17 protein-coding genes are annotated in these 18,414 nt (G+C 45.7%); 15 read left to right on the top strand and 2 right to left on the bottom strand.

Translation table 11 applies throughout. The features are described from left to right. Positions 1-102: 102 nt before the first annotated feature. Complete coding sequence (gene ubiG / locus VCHENC03_RS08155; protein ID WP_009706903.1) at positions 103-810, bottom strand: bifunctional 2-polyprenyl-6-hydroxyphenol methylase/3-demethylubiquinol 3-O-methyltransferase UbiG; 708 nt, start codon at positions 808-810, stop codon at positions 103-105. A 309-nt stretch (positions 811-1,119) separates the two neighbouring features. Here ubiG and gyrA point away from each other — a divergent pair, with 309 nt between their 5' ends. From gyrA to VCHENC03_RS08170, 3 genes are all read left to right on the top strand, one after another. Next, positions 1,120-3,759 (top strand): DNA gyrase subunit A, encoded by a 2,640-nt coding sequence (gene gyrA / locus VCHENC03_RS08160; protein ID WP_009706902.1) that lies wholly within the window; start codon positions 1,120-1,122, stop codon positions 3,757-3,759. Between the two features lie 121 nt (positions 3,760-3,880). Continuing rightward, positions 3,881-4,504, top strand: coding sequence for a TPR domain-containing protein (locus VCHENC03_RS08165; RefSeq protein WP_009706901.1), 624 nt, complete (start codon positions 3,881-3,883; stop codon positions 4,502-4,504). Between the two features lie 42 nt (positions 4,505-4,546). Next, positions 4,547-5,101, top strand: a complete 555-nt coding sequence (locus VCHENC03_RS08170) for a hypothetical protein (RefSeq protein ID WP_009706900.1) — start codon at positions 4,547-4,549, stop codon at positions 5,099-5,101. Between the two features lie 122 nt (positions 5,102-5,223). Here VCHENC03_RS08170 and nrfA read toward each other — a convergent pair whose 3' ends face one another. Next, complete coding sequence (gene nrfA / locus VCHENC03_RS08175; protein WP_009706899.1) at positions 5,224-6,651, bottom strand: ammonia-forming nitrite reductase cytochrome c552 subunit; 1,428 nt, start codon at positions 6,649-6,651, stop codon at positions 5,224-5,226. A 451-nt stretch (positions 6,652-7,102) separates the two neighbouring features. On the opposite strand from nrfA, the gene nrfB reads away from it, so the two are divergent. From nrfB to VCHENC03_RS08230, 12 genes are all read left to right on the top strand, one after another. Then, complete coding sequence (gene nrfB, locus VCHENC03_RS08180; protein ID WP_009706898.1) at positions 7,103-7,705, top strand: cytochrome c nitrite reductase pentaheme subunit; 603 nt, start codon at positions 7,103-7,105, stop codon at positions 7,703-7,705. A gap of 1 nt (position 7,706) precedes the next feature. Further along, entirely contained in the window at positions 7,707-8,393 is a 687-nt protein-coding gene (gene nrfC / locus VCHENC03_RS08185; protein ID WP_009706897.1) for a cytochrome c nitrite reductase Fe-S protein, read from the top strand. Next, the gene (gene nrfD / locus VCHENC03_RS08190) at positions 8,390-9,361 is read left to right on the top strand and encodes a cytochrome c nitrite reductase subunit NrfD (RefSeq protein WP_005443386.1); all 972 of its coding nucleotides are present in this window, start codon (positions 8,390-8,392) and stop codon (positions 9,359-9,361) included. The genes nrfC and nrfD overlap by 4 nt, the downstream gene beginning before the upstream one ends. Positions 9,362-9,370: 9 nt before the next feature. Next, a complete protein-coding gene (locus VCHENC03_RS08195) occupies positions 9,371-11,278 on the top strand; it encodes a heme lyase CcmF/NrfE family subunit (RefSeq protein WP_009706896.1) in 1,908 nt (635 codons plus the stop codon). Further along, positions 11,256-11,789 carry a DsbE family thiol:disulfide interchange protein gene (locus VCHENC03_RS08200; protein ID WP_009706895.1) on the top strand — a complete coding sequence of 178 codons (534 nt, stop codon included), beginning with the start codon at positions 11,256-11,258 and terminating at the stop codon, positions 11,787-11,789. The genes VCHENC03_RS08195 and VCHENC03_RS08200 overlap by 23 nt, the downstream gene beginning before the upstream one ends. Continuing rightward, positions 11,776-12,186, top strand: coding sequence for a heme lyase NrfEFG subunit NrfF (nrfF, locus tag VCHENC03_RS0126080; RefSeq protein WP_020196500.1), 411 nt, complete (start codon positions 11,776-11,778; stop codon positions 12,184-12,186). Before VCHENC03_RS08200 ends, nrfF begins: the two co-directional genes overlap by 14 nt. Before the next feature lie 146 nt (positions 12,187-12,332). Beyond that, positions 12,333-12,509, top strand: a complete 177-nt coding sequence (locus tag VCHENC03_RS08205; protein WP_009706892.1) for a hypothetical protein — start codon at positions 12,333-12,335, stop codon at positions 12,507-12,509. A 228-nt stretch (positions 12,510-12,737) separates the two neighbouring features. Next, entirely contained in the window at positions 12,738-13,385 is a 648-nt protein-coding gene (locus VCHENC03_RS08210; protein ID WP_171371056.1) for a GTP cyclohydrolase II, read from the top strand. A gap of 175 nt (positions 13,386-13,560) precedes the next feature. Further along, a complete protein-coding gene (locus VCHENC03_RS08215) occupies positions 13,561-14,823 on the top strand; it encodes an imelysin family protein (RefSeq protein ID WP_009706890.1) in 1,263 nt (420 codons plus the stop codon). A gap of 92 nt (positions 14,824-14,915) precedes the next feature. After that, positions 14,916-16,298 carry a di-heme oxidoreductase family protein gene (locus tag VCHENC03_RS08220; protein WP_009706889.1) on the top strand — a complete coding sequence of 461 codons (1,383 nt, stop codon included), beginning with the start codon at positions 14,916-14,918 and terminating at the stop codon, positions 16,296-16,298. A 10-nt stretch (positions 16,299-16,308) separates the two neighbouring features. After that, positions 16,309-17,346, top strand: coding sequence for an imelysin family protein (locus VCHENC03_RS08225; protein WP_005386819.1), 1,038 nt, complete (start codon positions 16,309-16,311; stop codon positions 17,344-17,346). After that, a complete protein-coding gene (locus VCHENC03_RS08230; protein WP_032802897.1) occupies positions 17,327-18,409 on the top strand; it encodes a DUF1513 domain-containing protein in 1,083 nt (360 codons plus the stop codon). Before VCHENC03_RS08225 ends, VCHENC03_RS08230 begins: the two co-directional genes overlap by 20 nt. The last annotated feature ends 5 nt before the right edge of the window (positions 18,410-18,414 follow it).

The raw sequence follows: 18,414 nt of genomic DNA, 5'->3' as shown, positions 1-18,414 counted from the left end.
CTACAGAAATTGACAAAAAAAGCGGCGCTTCTGTGCTACCGCTTTTCAATAAATTTCATATTACTGTTCGCCAAACTGGCGAGGCAATAATGATTCTATTAATCAATATTTAGCAGTGTGAACGATGTAGTTCACATCTACATTACGGCCGAGTTTGTAGCTGTCGTTAAGAGGGTTGTAGTGCAAACCCGTAATGCCCATTTCTGTTAGGTCGGTTTGGTCAATCATCTTCATCATTTCTGCCGGTTTGATGAACTTCTCATGGTCATGAGTGCCTTCAGGAACAATCTTGAGTAGCTTTTCAGCGCCGACAATCGCAAATAAGTAAGATTTGATGTTGCGGTTTAAGGTAGAGAAGAATACGTGGCCACCAGGTTTTACCAATGCCGCGCAAGAGCGAATCACAGACAGTGGGTCAGGAACGTGCTCAAGCATCTCCATACAAGTCACGACATCATAAGTACCTGCGTTTTCGGCAGCGTGGTCTTCGATAGTGCTTTGGATGTAAGTCAGCTTAGTACCGGTCTCAAGCGCATGAAGACGTGCCACTTCTAATGGCTCTTTGCCCATATCAAGACCGGTAACGACGGCGCCTTCTTTTGCCATGCTTTCCGCAAGGATGCCACCGCCACAGCCAACATCGAGCACTTTTTTACCAAATAGGCCGTCAGCTTTCTCTAGGACATAGTTCAAGCGAAGCGGGTTAATTTGATGAAGTGGTTTGAACTCGCCTTCTAAATCCCACCAACGAGAAGCCATCTCTTCGAATTTCTTAATTTCACTTGGGTCGACGTTTTGTGCTTTTGTCATGATAGTTATATCGCTTCGCTAATAGTCCTTTGGAAGGCGTGATTATACTCCAATGGTACGATACGTTAAAACTGCTTCTTTTCTCACAATCGCTACAGGAGAGATTTTTGAGCGGTGTTGGTGGAAATATAGTCAGTTTTCATAAAGATATGGGATGAATGTGCAAATTCTCTTCATTTAACTCATAACGAAGCTCACAACCTGATAAAACGAGTGGGAAAGTGATGCCCCGTTGATGAATTGTGTGTTATATTTTTGCACCTTACACGTATCGTAATTACGATCAGATAATAGAGGGATAATGGCTCTATGAGCGATTTAGCTAAAGAGATCACGCCCGTAAACATTGAAGATGAGCTTAGAGGTTCATACCTAGACTACGCGATGTCAGTAATCGTGGGTCGTGCTCTTCCAGATGTGCGTGATGGCCTAAAACCAGTACACCGCCGCGTTTTATTCGCGATGAACGTACTAGGCAACGATTGGAACAAACCATATAAAAAATCAGCCCGTGTTGTTGGCGACGTAATCGGTAAATATCACCCACACGGTGATAGCGCTGTGTACGACACAATCGTACGTATGGCTCAGCCGTTCTCACTTCGTTACATGCTGGTCGATGGTCAAGGTAACTTTGGCTCGATCGATGGCGACTCTGCTGCGGCAATGCGTTATACCGAAGTACGTATGGCGAAAATTGCCCACGAACTTCTGGCTGACCTAGATAAAGAAACCGTGGACTACGTACCTAACTACGATGGTACGGAGCAAATCCCAGCGGTTCTTCCAACTAAAATTCCTAACCTATTGGTAAACGGTGCTTCTGGTATCGCGGTAGGTATGGCAACCAACATCCCACCGCACAACCTTGGCGAAGTGATCGATGGCTGTCTTGCGTTCATCAATAATGAAGAAATCACTATTGATGAGCTAATGGATTACATCCCTGGTCCTGATTTCCCAACGGCAGCGCTAATCAGCGGTCGTAAAGGCATTGTAGACGCGTACAAAACTGGTCGCGGTAAGATCTACATGCGTTCAAAAGCGGAAATCGAAGTGGAGAAGAATGGTAAAGAAACCATCATCGTCACTGAAATCCCTTACCAGGTAAACAAAGCTCGTTTGATCGAAAAGATCGCTGAGCTAGTTAAAGATAAGAAAGTAGAAGGCATCAGTGCACTACGCGACGAATCTGATAAAGACGGTATGCGTATTGTTATTGAATGTAAGCGCGACGCTGTGGGTGAAGTTGTTCTGAACAACCTTTACGCACAAACTCAGCTTCAAACGACTTTCGGTATCAATATGGTTGCGCTAAACAACGGCCAGCCACAGCTATTCAACCTAAAAGACATGTTGAAGTGCTTCGTTGACCACCGTCGTGAAGTTGTAACTCGTCGTACTATCTTCGAACTACGCAAAGCGCGCGAACGTGCTCATATCCTTGAAGCATTGTCTCTTGCTCTTGCAAACATCGATGAAGTTATCGAGCTAATCAAAAACGCACCAACACCAGCAGAAGCAAAAGTTGGCTTGGTATCGCGTGGTTGGGATCTTGGTAACGTAGCATCAATGCTTGAGCGTGCTGGTACTGATGCAGCACGTCCAGAATGGCTAGAAGATCAATACGGTATTCGCGATGGTCTGTACTACCTAACTGAGACTCAAGCACAAGCTATTCTAGAACTTCGTCTACACCGTCTAACCGGTCTAGAGCACGAGAAGATTCTTGATGAATACAAAGCACTTCTAGATGAAATCGCAGAGCTAATGCACATCCTTGCAAGCACTGAGCGTCTAATGGAAGTGATTCGCGAAGAGCTTGAAGCAGTTCGCGATGGTTACGGCGATGCTCGTCGTACCGAAATCACAGCAGCTACCCATGACATCGACATGGAAGAGCTGATTGCTCGTGAAGACGTAGTAGTAACTCTGTCTCACGAAGGTTACGTTAAGTACCAAATTCTAAGCGACTACGAAGCTCAGCGTCGTGGTGGCAAAGGTAAGAGTGCAACGAAGATGAAAGATGAAGACTTCATCGAACGTCTACTTGTTGCAAATACTCACGATAACATTCTGTGTTTCTCAACTCGTGGTAAGACTTACCGTCTGAAAGTTTACCAATTGCCTCATGCAACTCGTACTGCACGTGGTAAGCCAATCGTAAACATCCTTCCTCTAGAGGAAGGTGAACGTATCACTGCAATTCTTCCTGTTGATGAGTTCTCACCAGAGAAATTTATCTTCATGGCGACAGGCGATGGTACGGTTAAGAAGACCCCACTGAACCAGTTTGCAAACGTACGTTCAAACGGTCTAATCGCTGTGAACCTACGTGATGATGACTCACTAATTGGTGTTGATATCACAAACGGCGATAGCGACATCATGCTGTTCTCTAAAGCAGGTAAAGTGGTTCGCTTCAGCGAAGACAAAGTACGTGCAATGGGTCGTACAGCGGCAGGTGTTCGCGGTATGAAACTAGCAGACGAAGACCAAGTTGTTTCTCTAATCGTTCCATCTAACGAAGGCGATATCCTAACGGTTACACAAAACGGCTACGGTAAGCGTACTGAACTAGCGGAATACCCAACGAAAGGTCGTGCAACTCAGGGCGTTGTGTCTATCAAGGTTTCTGAGCGTAACGGTCCAGTTGTTGGCGCGGTACAAGTAGAAGAAGGCGACGAGATGATGATGATCACCGATGCTGGTACTCTAGTACGTACACGTGTAGCGGAAGTGAGCCAAGTTGGTCGTAACACCCAAGGTGTGACACTTATCCGTACAGCTGAAGACGAATCAGTAGTTGGTCTACAACGCATCGACGAAGTTGAAGAAGTTGAATTGCCAGAAGGCGAAGAAGCAGAAGCAACAGAGGAGAACGCAGAAGGTCAAGCTCCTGAAGCGCCAGCAGCAGACGATGCAGCTGAAGGTTCAGAAGAAGAGTAAGCTTCTTCTTAATCGCTAAATTTGAAAGCCGGGCATAACGCTCGGCTTTTTTGTATCTGTATCAACGCAATAAAAGTCAGAAACCAGTACACTGGCGTTATCTTTATTCATAGGTTGCTTTATGTCTTTTTGGTTTTTCGTTGCCATCTCTTTGATGGGCTTGTTCATCGTCCTCTTATCACTGAGTGCATCAAAAGTGAAACCTACCCAATGGTTCGGCTTTTGTCTGTTAGTGCTTGTCATAACCAGTGCAAGCTTCTTATTGCTGCGTCAAACTCCACCTCAACCGATGCAAGCAGAAATGTCACGTATGATGACTGCTCGTGACATCATGCAAGAGATTCAAGACCAGTTGCGAGAGGATCCAAACAACGCTGAATTGTGGTTCCAACTCGGGCAGGGCTACCTACTAGAGGGTGAATTTGACGGTGCGTTGATCTGTTTTGACTACGCGATCCAACTGACTGAACCTGTCATTGCCACGCAACTTGCTGCAAAGGCGACCACTTTATACTACATCCACCAACAATCTATGACGCAAGAAGTCAGCCTGCTTCTGGAACAAGCTCTACAGATAGAACCGCACAATGAAGCGGCTTTGTCTTTGATCGCAAATGACCATTTTCTGTCATTCCGCTTTCAGGAAGCCATTGATACTTGGGTACTATTATTAGATTCTAATGATCCAAATTTAGATAGAGTGCAAATCATTAACTCTATCAACAAAGCAAAAGAGCTGTTGTAAGCGTACAATTTAATAAGCAGTAGAGGGAAAGGTGGGCAACGAATGAAAAATAAGGCACTAAGCATATTGGTTTTGCTGTGCGGCTCTGTATTGGCGGGTTGTAGCTCTTCCGATCATTCTGGTTCTTCCTCCTCGGTTTATTATTCTTCAGGTTATTACGATCCGTGGTGGTACGATCATGACGACTATTGGATTTATTACTATCCGGGTTGTTGCGACAACGACGACGAATACAAAGAGAAACTGGAAGAGTGGTGGAATGGTTTAGATGAAGACCAACAGCAATCCATCAAAGACAAAGTCGAGGATTGGAAGGACGATGATATGTCCGCCAATATCGATAACATGAAACGCCAACTCGACGATCATTGGCAATCATTGCCTGACGAGCAAAAGCAAGAGATTCAAACCAAATGGGAGAATCGTCCGGAGCGTATTGAGCCAGCGGCTTTACAAGACAAAGCGGTAAAAGAAAAGGTTCAACAAAGAAAAGCATTACCGGAAACGAAGATCCAACGCCCAGTTGCTCGTCCAAATGTGCAGATGCCTAAGGCACGTCCAAATATTCAACCGAGGCCGAGGCTTCCTCGTCGCTAGTACATTCGATTTTGTCTCTCGATAGAATCGAGGATGAAGAAATAAAGATAACAAAGAAACAAAAAAACGGGGCGTTCAGTACGCCCCTTGTTGTATCTATAAATTAACCGCTGCCAGTTAGACTAATACGTGGCTTCGCGTTCAGCTGCTGCTTTATCCCACTCTGGCGCTACTGTTTCTAGGAAGTGTTTCTTGTCTGCGTTCATCTTATCCATATCCATGCCCAGTGCTTGTTGTGCTTTGGCTTTGGTCGAGATATCTGGAATTTGAACAGGGTCAGTAATGCCTTTGGTTGCCAGTAAACGAACCAACTTGGTACGGGCGTCAGCGGCGCGATCAACTGCAGTACCTAGTACTTCAAGTGCCACCTCAGGAGCATGCATGTGGACACCATGAGAAGCAATCGCGTAGTCCCAACGCCATTGTGCATGGCGAATATCTTGTAGGATAGGCTCCATCTCTGCTTCTGTTGCGCCTGCTTTCCAAGCTGCGCCTGCTTCAAAGTGTGCCGCTACGATTTGCTTCTCGGCGGTGAGCTTCATGTTCAATACTTGCGCTTTGCGAGTCGAAACGATGCCTTGTAGCTGCTCTTTAGTTTGGGTATGACATTGTGCACAGGTGTCTTCGAAGCGGTCAAATGGATTACCCACTTTGTGGTCTGTGTACACCGTGCCGTCTTCTTTGGTTACTTTAGGCATGTGACAATCCACACACACCACTTTGTTTTTGCCATGGATGCCATCGCGCCATGTTTCGTAACCTGGGTGTTGTGCTTTTAGCATTGGAGCTTTAGATACTGCATGCGTCCAATCTTTGAAATTCAACGCGTCGTAGTATTTCTCCATGTCATTAACGGTGGTGCCCATATCCCATGGGAACTTAACCGCTTTAGTCGGGCCGGTGAAGTAGTATTCAACATGACATTGAGCGCAGACCGATGCTTGCTTATCTAGGCGAGATTGTTCATCAAAGTTTTTACCAATAGTATCAAAAGCACGCTCAACATAAGGGCGAGTTACCGCCAGTGCTGGTTCGCCTTTCTTAAACTCTTCAGAGCGAGTGTCGTGACAGTCAGAACAACCGATAGGGTTGACGATTTCTGAGCCCAAGCGTGCCCATTTACCTTCGAAATAACCGTCTTCACCACGTTCATCAATCACGCGCGCAACGTCAGGGCTTTTACAGCTCCAACAGGCCATTGGCATGGGGCCGGATTTTTCATCAGTCGGTGCGCCGGTACGTAAGGTTTGACGAACATCATCAAGTGCGTAAAAGTGACCGCGCGCTTTGTTGTAGTCTTTTGCAAAGCCATAGCCAGCCCATAAGATCACCATGTTTGGGTCTTCACTTAGGGCGTCTTCAATGTGTTCGCTTTCGGATGTTGCTTTCCAAGAGTGGTATTGGTCGGGATGGTTCTGTTCAAAGGCGTCATTACGAGGATCGATGAGGCCTTTTTCTTCTGCCGCCAACGGAGCGCCGACCAAAAATAATTGGCTGGCGAATAAGGTCGCAACCGCGATAGGTGCGCTCATCCAGTGTTTTATGCTCACGGTGTTATCTCCATATTCGTTTTTATTAGCAGCGTTGTGAGAAGCTATTCCAAATAAGAACTGGAGATCTACGATTAATAATATGGCTTAATTGGATAGATGAAATAGTGAGCGAATCTTGTCTTGTTTTAGATCAATTTACACCAGTGATCTCAGTCATGTTTGAATTTATATACCCCTAAAGTGGTAGTGGCTAAGTCCTTGTCCGTCAATGTTTTGGGCTTTTAACCTTTTTAAAAATAGGGTGATTTAGTTCGCTTTTTGAACAGGTGTTTCTACCCCTTATGAATAATAGAGGTATTATAAATATAGGTTTAGCGTTGTGGCTTTCCGAAATAAGAATTGATGTCATTTGAAGATTTGAAAAAATATCTTCAGAGGAAATTAATTGTCGCTCAAATAAATAATTGAGAATAGTTATCAATTATTATCGAGCTAAGGAAAGAACAATATGGGCAATATAAAATTGACCATAGAGACAATGCTGAAACTTCTCTTCGTCTTTGCTATCTATGGTTTCTCCATCGCCGCCCATGCGACTTCTTCAGAGCCGATTGAAGGTGCTCAAGCTGAGCGTCATCAAGTCGAGTTGATCCGTGACCGAGACTACAAGTGTCTGCAATGTCATAAGGATGCTAAAGAGACTCTGAACCTTTCGCATGACCCGCAAGCGCTACTCAGTCAAGGGAAGCAACTTAATTGCACCAATTGCCATAGCAACATTGGTCCCGACCATCGTGAAGGCGCGCCTGATGTGATTAAGTTTTCTGCCGCGCAATCGAAAGAGGTACACGACAAAGTGTTCCTTGATCCAAGCATGATTCTTAAAGCTAACAGCCAATGTGTGGATTGCCACGCACCGACACAGCTGAGAGAAAGCCACTGGACGCACGATGTGCACGCCAAAAACCTCACTTGTTCAAATTGCCACGATGTACACGCAGCGAAAACCAAAGCCTTGTCGTACGACAGAAAACAACTGATCAAGCAGTGTGTGGATTGTCACTCTGAATTTGCCGTCGAACCTGAACTTGCCAAAGAAGAGGAGAGATAGCATGAAATGTTCGAGAAGAAACTTTTTAGCCAGCAGCGGCGCGTTGATTTTAACTACAGGCGTTGCAGGCACTTCCGTTGTTAGCTCCTCTCTTTATGCCAGCAACAGTGAACAAGCGAAACGTATGGGTATGGTTCATGATGAAAATGCCTGTATTGGCTGTACCGCCTGTACTGATGCTTGTCGCGAAGTAAATAAAGTCCCTGAAGGCGTAACGCGACTTAAAATTCATCGCAGTGAACCGATTGGCGAATACCCAGATGTGGAATACCAGTTTACTCGCGAATCCTGTCAGCACTGTGATAACCCACCATGTGTATACGTTTGTCCAACAGGCGCTGCATATAAAGATGAAGCGACCGGCATCGTGGATGTACACAAAGAGAAATGTGTCGGATGTGGTTATTGCCTTGCTGCTTGCCCTTACCAAGTGCGCTTCTTTAATCCAGTCGATCACTCTGCGGATAAATGTAACTTCTGCCGCGATACCAACCTGGCACAAGGTAAGCAGCCAGCTTGCGTGGAGTCTTGCCCAACAAAAGCACTCATCTTTGGTGATTTAAATGATCCAACTAGCGAGGTGAGCAAAGCTATTGAAAGCCATGTTGTCTATCGCGATAAATCGCACTTAGGTACCCAACCTAAACTGTACAAAATTCCGCATAGCAAAGGGGAGGTGTCATCATGAACGGCTTCGAAAGTGCATTCCACTTTGACTCGTTAGTCTGGGATTGGATCATCGCGATTTACTTGTTCCTTGCTGGGATGTCAGCAGGTGCGGTGATGATTTCTATCTACTTAAAACGCAAAGTGATTGAAGGTGATCCCGCAAACAACGGCATAATGAAAGCGATGGCTTGGCTCGCACCATTTGGCATCATTGCTGGGTTGGTAATTTTGATTTTCCATTTAACCAAGCCTTTAGAGTTTTGGAAGATCATGATCTACTACAACCCAACGTCGGTAATGTCGATGGGCGTGATCTTGTTCCAAGTGTACATGCTAGTGCTGTTTGTTTGGATCGGCGTTATCTTCCGCCATCAAATCATCAGCTTCTGTGAAGGTAAGTTACCGAGCAAACTGCTGGATTTTGCCGATGGCATTTTGATTAAGGCGGGGAAAGCCAACAACGCAATTGAATTGTTCTTGGGCTTCTTAGCCATCGTGCTTGCGGCATACACCGGCTTTCTGTTGTCTGCGTTGAAGACTTACCCAATGCTAAACAATCCAGTACTGCCAATCTTGTTCCTGTTCTCTAGTTTGTCCTCGGGCGCAGCAGCATGCTTGATGTTTGGCATTTTGGTGTTTAAAGAGTCGACCAGCAGCCCAAGTGTGTCTTGGGTACACGGATTTGAACGCCCGGTAGTATTGTTTGAGCTGTTTGTCTTAGTGACTTTCTTTACTGGACTGATCTTCAGCGGTGGTCAGAACGAAGTCGCGGCTTGGAATGCTATTTCGAGTGGATTCTGGGCTCAATGGTTCTGGGTTGGGGTAGTGTTCATCGGCATGATAACGCCTTTGACTCTCAATTGGTTGACGCCTTCTGAAGTGCGCCACAAAGGCAGTTACGTTTTTGTGGTCACGACGTTGAGCTTGGTCGGCGTACTTATGCTGCGTACTTTCATTCTCTATGCCGGTCAAATGACCATAGTGTAAGGGGGAGAAATGGAGGCTGAGCTAGGGTTTTTCTTACTGATATTGGTGGCTGTAACATCGACTTGTGCATCGCTTCTGCATTGGCTACGTCGTGCTATGGGTAAGAAGGTGACATTGCCGCATCAAGTCGCGATGTCCCACATCATTAGCTTAGCTTCCATCATTTGTTTAGCACTTCTGATCGTCTGCTTCGTGCAAGACAACTTCGCGTTGGAATATGTTGTTACGCATTCCAACAGTCAACTTCCCGTGGCGTTCAAAATTGCTGCCGCTTGGGGTGGGCACCAAGGCTCCATGTTGTTTTGGGTCGTCACCCTGAGTTTATGGGCGTCGTTTATTGCATTTAAGTCACCGCTCAACGCCCAATATACTTGTGACTGTTTAGGAATCATGAACGTTCTGATTGGGACGTTTGCATGGTTCACGTTAATGACCTCTAACCCGTTCGAATATGCCCAAGTATTGGCGTCCGAAGGGCGAGATCTAAACCCAATGCTGCAAGATGTTGGGCTTATCATTCATCCACCATTGCTTTATCTCGGTTATGTTGGTTACGCAGCAATATTAGCTTTTGCATTAGCGGCGTTATTGGGTAAACAACCGATGAGCGATTGGTATGTGGTCGCTCGTAGCGCAGCGTTTTTTGCATGGGGAACGCTCACGTTGGGTATCTTGGTAGGATCTTGGTGGGCGTACAATGAGCTAGGGTGGGGCGGCTGGTGGTTTTGGGACCCTGTCGAGAACGCTTCTCTACTCCCTTGGCTTACTGGTACTGCTTTGTTGCACAGCGGTGTTGTCGCAACACGTAACAGAGGCGCAATTTGGAGCACTTATGCACTGGCGTTTGCTACGTTCAGCCTAAGCATTTTAGGGACATTCGTGGTGCGCTCTGGCGTGCTGACTTCAGTGCATGCTTTTGCGGTGGACCCAACTAAAGGTTTGGTGCTGCTTGGTGTATTGAGCTTGCTTATCATCATCACTTTTGGCGTATTGATTGTGCGAGGAGAACAACTCCCTCGCTTCAAACTTCAATCTCTAACGAGCCGAGCTTACACTGCTTATATCGCCAAGGGGCTGCTGATTATTGCGACTGCCATCGTTTTTCTTGGCACTTTTTACCCGATGGTTTATCAACTGCTTGGCTTAGGGAACATTTCAGTTGGCGCACCTTACTTTAATAGTCTGATCTTCCCATTAAGCATACTCGCTCTGATTGTCTTAGCTTTCATGCCGGTGCTGAAATGGACAAAAGGCACAGTACCGAGTGTAAGCGGTGATATCGCGATCAGTATCGCGTTATCTCTAGTCTCTGGGATCGGGTTTATGTTCTCAGTGAATGCACTGCATTTCGAAGCATTGTTAACCATAACATTGGCTACTTGGGTGATTGTGGCGCATCTCGTTATGCTGTTTCGCTGCTCCAATAAGCGTAAACTCATGCCAATCGTGATGGCACATATCGGTTTTGCACTGGCGGTGAGTGGGGCTGTATTCAATAGTCACTACTCTTATGAATACAATTTACGTGTCGAACCCGGCAGTTCTCAACAAAGGGCGGGGATCACTATCGATTATCATGGTATCGAATGGCTGGTGGGGCCGAACTATACCGCAGAACAAGGACAGGTCACATTGCACTTGGAAGATGGCCGCATGCTCAATTTCAACCCGCAGAAGCGCCATTACCCTGTGCGAGTAATGAACATGACCGAGCCTGCGATTCGTTCACTATGGCATGGCGATTATTACGTGACATTGGGTGACAAAGTCGACACTCATGCTTATGCGATTAAAGCTCAGTACCGCGCCGGTATTTGGTGGATATGGTCTGGTGGGCTATTAGCGGTGTTTGGTGCGCTATTAACCGGCCTAAAGAAAAGGAGAGAGACTATCAATGCGATCGAGAAATACGCTTAAACTCGCAGGTCTCGTTGTGGCTGTTGCTGTGTTTGCTGTAGTAACTGCGGTGGCTTTGTCTGAGCGACCACATGTTGAATTGTCCCCACAACGAAATTTAGAGACACCTAATTTTCGCTCTACTTCTCTGATCTCTGATGACATGGTTTCTGAGCAATTGTTCAAAAGCGACGGATATAAATTATTGAATGTTTGGGCATCTTGGTGCGGGGTATGCAAGCGAGAGCATGAAGAGTTATTGCAGTTAGCAGAACTCGGTGTGCCTATTATTGGGCTGAATTATAGAGATCAAAAACAAGCTGCTCGTGAATATTTGAGCTCTAAACGAAATCCATATATTGAAGTAATTAGTGACCCTAATGGAAAGCTCGCTGTGGAGCTAGGCGTTATAGGAACACCAGAAACTTACTTGATTGATCAAAATGGTCGTATATTGATCAAATATCGTGGAGAGCTAACGGCAGATAAATGGAACGATATATTTTCAGGGTATTTGAATGTTTCGATTTAATAGTCTTCTCCTCACAATAATCCTATTTACACTATTTTCTCCTTTCACGAGAAGTGCGGATTTAGAACAGAATGTTGATCTGTTTGAGTTTCATTCTGTTGAAGTGCAACAGCGCGCAACCGCATTAGCCAAGACATTACGCTGCCCGCAATGCCAAAACCAAAACCTTGTAGAGTCCAACGCACAAGCCGCCAAAGACCTTAGATTGAAGGTGTACACCATGGCTAATCAAGGCAGTTCAAATCAAGAAATAAAAGACTACCTAGTCGCTCGTTATGGGAATATTGTTCTGTATCAGCCGCCATTTAATTATACCACTGCGTTACTGTGGATCTTTCCTGCTCTATTTTTGATCCTTTTTGTCTTATATTCGATCCGAATGGTAAAGCGCAATTAATGTGACCGTTATTCCACTATTAAAAATAAATTGTGCACATAACAAGCAGAATGTTATCATTTTCTCGAATTTATGAAGGCTCCAGTGAATAGCAGACCATAAAAATTGAGCTGGAGGAGTAATAAAAGAATGAATAGGTGTACGCAGTGGATTCAGTTATATCGCAATTAAAAAAGGACTTTTATTCGCAGATTCGTGCATTGCAGTCACCGAAGCTGCCACAAGTCACTTCTACACTCGCCGTTTTAACCGACGAAGAGATTCAAGAACTTGAAGCGGTTTGGATTGAGCTCGCCGTATGGAAGCGAAGCCAAACGCACTAAAATCAATTCTTCAACTAACGCTTTCGAAACCCCAGGCAAATTTGTCTGGGGTTTTTTATTGTAGTTAATCATAAATGTTATATTATAACATTTGTAAAGTCGGCTAGCGGGAAGTGTCCGAACAGGATTTCCTAGCTTGTCATGAATAAGAATAGGGTTCTTTGTGATCTCAACATTGAAAAATGCGGTATCAATCCCCATAGTTGAAGAGCAAATGAGAGCAATCCCATGAATGCGATAACGAAAATGCATCAAGCAATAAATCGAGTGAGTGTAGATATGGCGGAAGTACGTGCCAGAGTAGATTTTAAAGTCGGGGCTAAAAGTAACATTGATGCCGAAATCCTGTCTTTCCATGGTCTGAAGACAGATAAAGAGCATGTAGCGATTATCTTCAAACAAGCAGACCAAACTCAGGACATGCCATTAGTTCGCATGCATTCTGAGTGTTTGACTGGCGATGTGTTCCACTCTTCACGCTGTGACTGTGGTGAGCAACTAGAAGAGACCATTAATCGTATGGGCGAATCAGGTGGCATCATCCTTTACCTTCGCCAAGAAGGGCGCGGTATTGGTCTATACAACAAGATTGATGCTTACCGCTTGCAAAGCCAAGGCATGAATACCTACGAAGCGAATAATCATTTGGGTTTCGATGATGACCTGCGTGACTTCACAGAAGCAGCACAAATGCTAGAAGCACTGGGTGTTAGCAAGATTCGTTTGGTAACGAATAATCCTAAGAAGATCCGTGAGTTATCGGAATACGGAATCGAAATTTCAGAAGTTGTCAACACTTCTGCGCACATCAAAGATGGCAATGAAAATTACCTGAAGGCAAAAGTTTCTCACGGGAAACATAACCTAAAGGTTTAATTATAAAGATAAAATTGACAATAAAGCATATGAAAAGCCTCATTATTATGAGGCTTTTTTTGTATCTGGAGTTGCAAATAAATTGTAAATTTGTATTATCTCGGGACTAAAGTGCAAATAAGAATAATTAGCACTACCAATACGATAATTAAAATGCTCAACAAGGATGCTTCAGATGAATGCAAAAAAAGTTTTAGTCCAATCTATTGCTGCATCACTCCTCATTGCCAGTGGTTCTACCGTTGCTGCTACAGTAACTAAACAACAAGTTGTCGAACATTACGCGGACGTTGCCCATGCTGTGTTTGCTGATTCAGTAACAACAGCGAAAGCGCTGGATGTAAAAATCGACGAATTCCTAAAATCACCATCAGCGAAAAAGCTTGAAGAAGTAAAACAAGCTTGGCTCGATTCTCGCGTTCCTTACCAACAGTCTGAAGTTTTCCGTTTTGGTAACGCGATTGTTGACGATTGGGAAGGTCAGTTAAACGCATGGCCACTTGATGAAGGTCTGATCGACTACGTAGCGGCGGATTACCAATACGAATTGGGTAATGAAGGCGCGGCTGCAAATATCATCGCAAACACTAGCTTACAGATTGGTGCTTCTAAACTGGACGTTTCAAAGATTACGCCAGAATTGCTAGCAGATCTAAACGAAGTTGGCGGTTCTGAGGCAAACGTTGCATCAGGTTACCACGCGATTGAATTCTTGCTTTGGGGTCAAGACCTAAACGGCACTAACGCGGGTGCAGGTCAACGTGCTTACACTGATTTCGTTGTCGGTTCTGAGTGTACGAATGGTCATTGTGATCGTCGTGGTGAGTACCTAAAAGCGGCCGCTGATCTACTGGTTCAAGATCTTGAGTGGATGGAAAAGCAGTGGTCTGCTGAAGTGAAAGGCAACTACCGTGAAGAGCTACTAAACGAATCTGCTGACAATGGTCTTCGTAAGATGCTATTCGGCATGGGTTCTCTTTCTCTAGGTGAACTAGCGGGTGAGCGCATGAAGGTGGCACTAGAAGCGAACTCAACTGAAGACGAGCACGATTGTTTCTCAGACAACACGCACAACTCTCATTACTACAATGAGCAAGGCATCTACAACGTTTACACAGGTACATACAAAGGTGTAAACGGCAAAGAACTTTCTGGTCCAAGTATCGCTGACCTTGTTGCTCAAAAAGATAAGAAAGCAGCGGCCGAAATTCAAAAGCAGTTTGATACAACACGTAGCCAAGTTGGTGAGCTAGTGACTTCTGCCGAGAAGAATAACCAGCACTTTGACCAACTTATTGCGGCGGGTAACGCGCAAGGCAACGCGCTAGTAAACGACACCATTATGTCGTTGGTAGCCCAAACCGGTGCGATTGAGCGAGCGGCAAACATTGTCGGCATCGACAGCCTAAGCCCTGATACTGCTGACCACGAGTTTTAATAAGAAAACCATAATAAATAAGGGCTCTTTGTGAGCCCTTTTGCCGTTTGAGCTCGTTGTTATCACCCTTGTTGTATATGTAGAGCAATGATATGAAGCCATACCTAATTTCTGCGCTAGCCGCGATCCTTTCTTCTTCTGCCATGGCTTACGATGTTAAGTCTGGTGGCAAAACCAGTGTTAAAAAAGATGGCGCGAATGCCTATTCTCTTCCTGCTGCCAACCTGCCGATGAGCAAGCGCCTCGACTTTAGCGTAGGTAACAGCTTTTTCCGTAACCCTTGGGTACAAGCGCCAGCATCAACGGACGCTCGTGATGGCCTAGGCCCGCTTTTTAATACCAATGGTTGTCAGAACTGCCACATCAAAGACGGTCGTGGTCATCCGCCAGAGAAAGATGATTTACATGCCGTGTCTATGTTAGTGCGCTTGAGCATTCCTGCGATGACGCCAGAACAAAAGAAAGCCTACATCAAAGACGGTGGCATACCTGAGCCAACTTATGGTGGCCAGCTTCAAGATTTCGCCCTGCAAGATCAAACGCCAGAAGGCAAAATCAATATCAGTTACACCGACGTGCCAGTTACTTTTAAAGATGGCACCAAGGTCGTACTCAGAAAGCCAGTGCTGCAAATTACGGATTTAGGTTATGGGGCGATGCACCCTGATACAGAGTTCTCTGCGCGTGTTGCCCCGCCAATGATCGGTCTTGGTTTGCTGGAGAGCATTCCCGATAAAACGTTGCTGGCTTGGGCTGACGAGCAAGATACAAACAAAGATGGTATCTCTGGAAAAGTGAATAAAGTGTGGGACATCGAAAAAGACGATTTCTCAATTGGTCGATTTGGCTGGAAAGCAGGGCAACCGACGCTAATGCAGCAAAATGCGGCGGCGTTCAATGGTGATGTGGGTCTGACGAGCCATTTATTCCCGAACGAAAACTGCACCTCGAAACAAAGTATTTGTGACGACATGCCAAATGGCGGTAAACCAGAAGTGAGTGAAAATATTCTCGACTTCGTTGAGTTTTACAGCCAGCACTTAGCAGTACCTATTCGCCGTAATATCAATGATCCTAATGTGAAGCTTGGTCAGCAAATCTTTGCAGCGTCTGGCTGTGAAAGCTGCCATAAGACCAGTGTTAAAACGGCCAAGCGACCAGAGTTACCAGCGCTTTCTGAGCAGCTTATCCACCCATACACAGACATGCTTCTGCATGACATGGGTGAAGGCTTAGCCGATAACCGTCCGGAATACTTAGCAAACGGCCGTGAATGGCGAACGGCACCGCTATGGGGTATTGGTTATACCGAAGAAGTAAACGGACACACTTACTTCTTACATGATGGCCGCGCTCGTAACCTGATGGAAGCGGTGTTGTGGCACGGCGGCGAAGCTGAAACGGCGAAACAAAACGTTTTGGCACTGAACAAAAAAGAACGTGACGCATTGATTGCGTTTCTGAACTCTCTATAAGGAAGCAACCATGAAAAAAACACTGTTAGTGAGTGCGATTGCTGCAACGTTAAGTTTGGTTGGTTGCCAATCGACCGTCGGTTCGAGCTCAGCCAAGCCTGAGAGTACAAGCCATATTTCTCAAAGCGTGTACGAGGTCGAGTTTCAATCAGCGCAGACGTTTTTAGCGCAAACCACAGAACTTGAACAACGCTTCGCGGATTACTGCGCATCAGAGTCGAAAGATGATGCACAAGTAAAACAGCAATGGCATCAAACTATGCTTGCGTGGATGGCGTTACAAGGTCAAGAACGTGGCCCTGCTATGGCGTTGGAGCAAAGCTGGAATGTTCAGTTTTGGCCAGATAAAAAGAACACCACTGGTCGTAAGATGTCTGTACTGACGAAATCTGATCAAGCTTGGAGTGCAGAAGATATTTCCACCCAAAGTGTCACCGTGCAAGGTTTAGGGGCACTGGAATGGCTGCTTTACGATAAAGCGTCGACCTTATCTAGCAACAACAATACTTGTGCGACAGGCGTTTCGATTGCAGAAAACCTCGATAACAAAGCGCAGATCATTGCGGATTCTTGGGCAGAGAATCCTTGGAAATCGCTAGAGATGACGGAATGGGAATCTGAGTACATTTCACTGCTCTCTAATCAGCTTGAATACAGCATGAAGAAGTTGAGTCGACCGCTAGCGAAGATTGGCAAGCCTCGCCCGTATTTCTCAGAATCGTGGCGTTCAGAGACCTCGCTTTCAAACTTAAAAGCCAACCTTCAAGGGATGGAAGCGTTGTACTTTGCTAACGGGAATGGTCTAGATGCGCTACTAAGAGAGCAAGGCCATGAAGATCTCGCAGACCGTGTTGTTCATCAGTTTGAAATGGCGTTAGAAACTTGGCCAGAAGATAAGAGCTTGTTTGCTGCACTACAAACAAAAGAAGGCTATCGCATGGTGCTCGCTCAGTACAATAAGCTAGAGCAATTGAAGTACCTGATTCACGAAGAAGTGGCGATCGAGCTTGGCGTGGTTATAGGATTTAATGCAACCGATGGTGACTGATCAAACCCGCCGAAACTTACTGAAAGCCGCTCTATTCGGGGCGGCTACACCTATGATGCCATTTGGTTGTGCTTCAACAAGCTCACGTGAGCCTGCGTTGATCGGCTGCTCTATCATTGGCCGAGATAAATATGCAGCGGTGGTAGCGGATGAGCATGGTATACCGCTATCTTCATTGCCGATTCCTGAGCGTGGACATGGTGTGGCAACAAACCAACAAGGCCACGCCGTAGTTTTTGGTCGTCGGCCAGGTACTTTCTTCATGGTGTTTGATTATCGCTCAGAGCAGATGATCAAACTGCAACTAGCAAAGCCAAATCGCCATTTCTATGGGCATGGCGTTTACTCCCATGATGGCACGTTGCTATTTGCCACAGAAGGGGAGAGGGGGACAAGTCGTGGGATCATTGGTGTTTATGATGTGCAGAAGCAATATCAAAAAATCGATGAGTTAACGGGTTTTGGCCTTGGCCCTCATGAAGTGATCATGATGCCTGATGGCGCACTAGCGATTGGCGTCGGTGGCGTACACACCAACGGCCGTGAACCTCTCAATCTTGATAGCATGAGACCGAGCCTGAGTTACCTATCACAGGAAGGTGAGCTACTGGATCAAGTGTCTTTACCGGATCATAAGTTGAGTATTCGCCACTTAGCCCATGATGGTGCGGAAACCGTGCTTTGTGGTCAGCAATATCGTGGTGAGCCGGACGAGTATCCAGCCCTGATAGCCATGCACACGCGTGGTGGTGAAATGCAAGATCTTCAAGCTGAGCCTGAAGAGTGGGCGCGTTTCAATCACTACGTTGCGAGTATTGCAGCAACCGATGAATGGATCTTAGCCACTTCGCCTCCGGGCAGTTGTTATGGTATATGGTCTAAATCTACTGGCAAATTGGTAGAGCTAAGTGCGTTACCAGACGCCTCTGGTGTTGTGATCTACGGTGATGAATTCCGAGTCAGTTCTGGCGCGGGAAAAGTGGTCGAGCAAAGGCCTGAAGAGTCAAAAAATACCTTCGCAAGCGGTGTGCAATGGGATAACCATTGGTCGAGAATTATCTAGAAAGA

The organism is Vibrio sp. HENC-03 (genome assembly GCF_000305755.2).
Taxonomy (GTDB): domain Bacteria; phylum Pseudomonadota; class Gammaproteobacteria; order Enterobacterales; family Vibrionaceae; genus Vibrio; species Vibrio owensii.
This window is presented reverse-complemented; position numbering and strand designations above follow the sequence as displayed.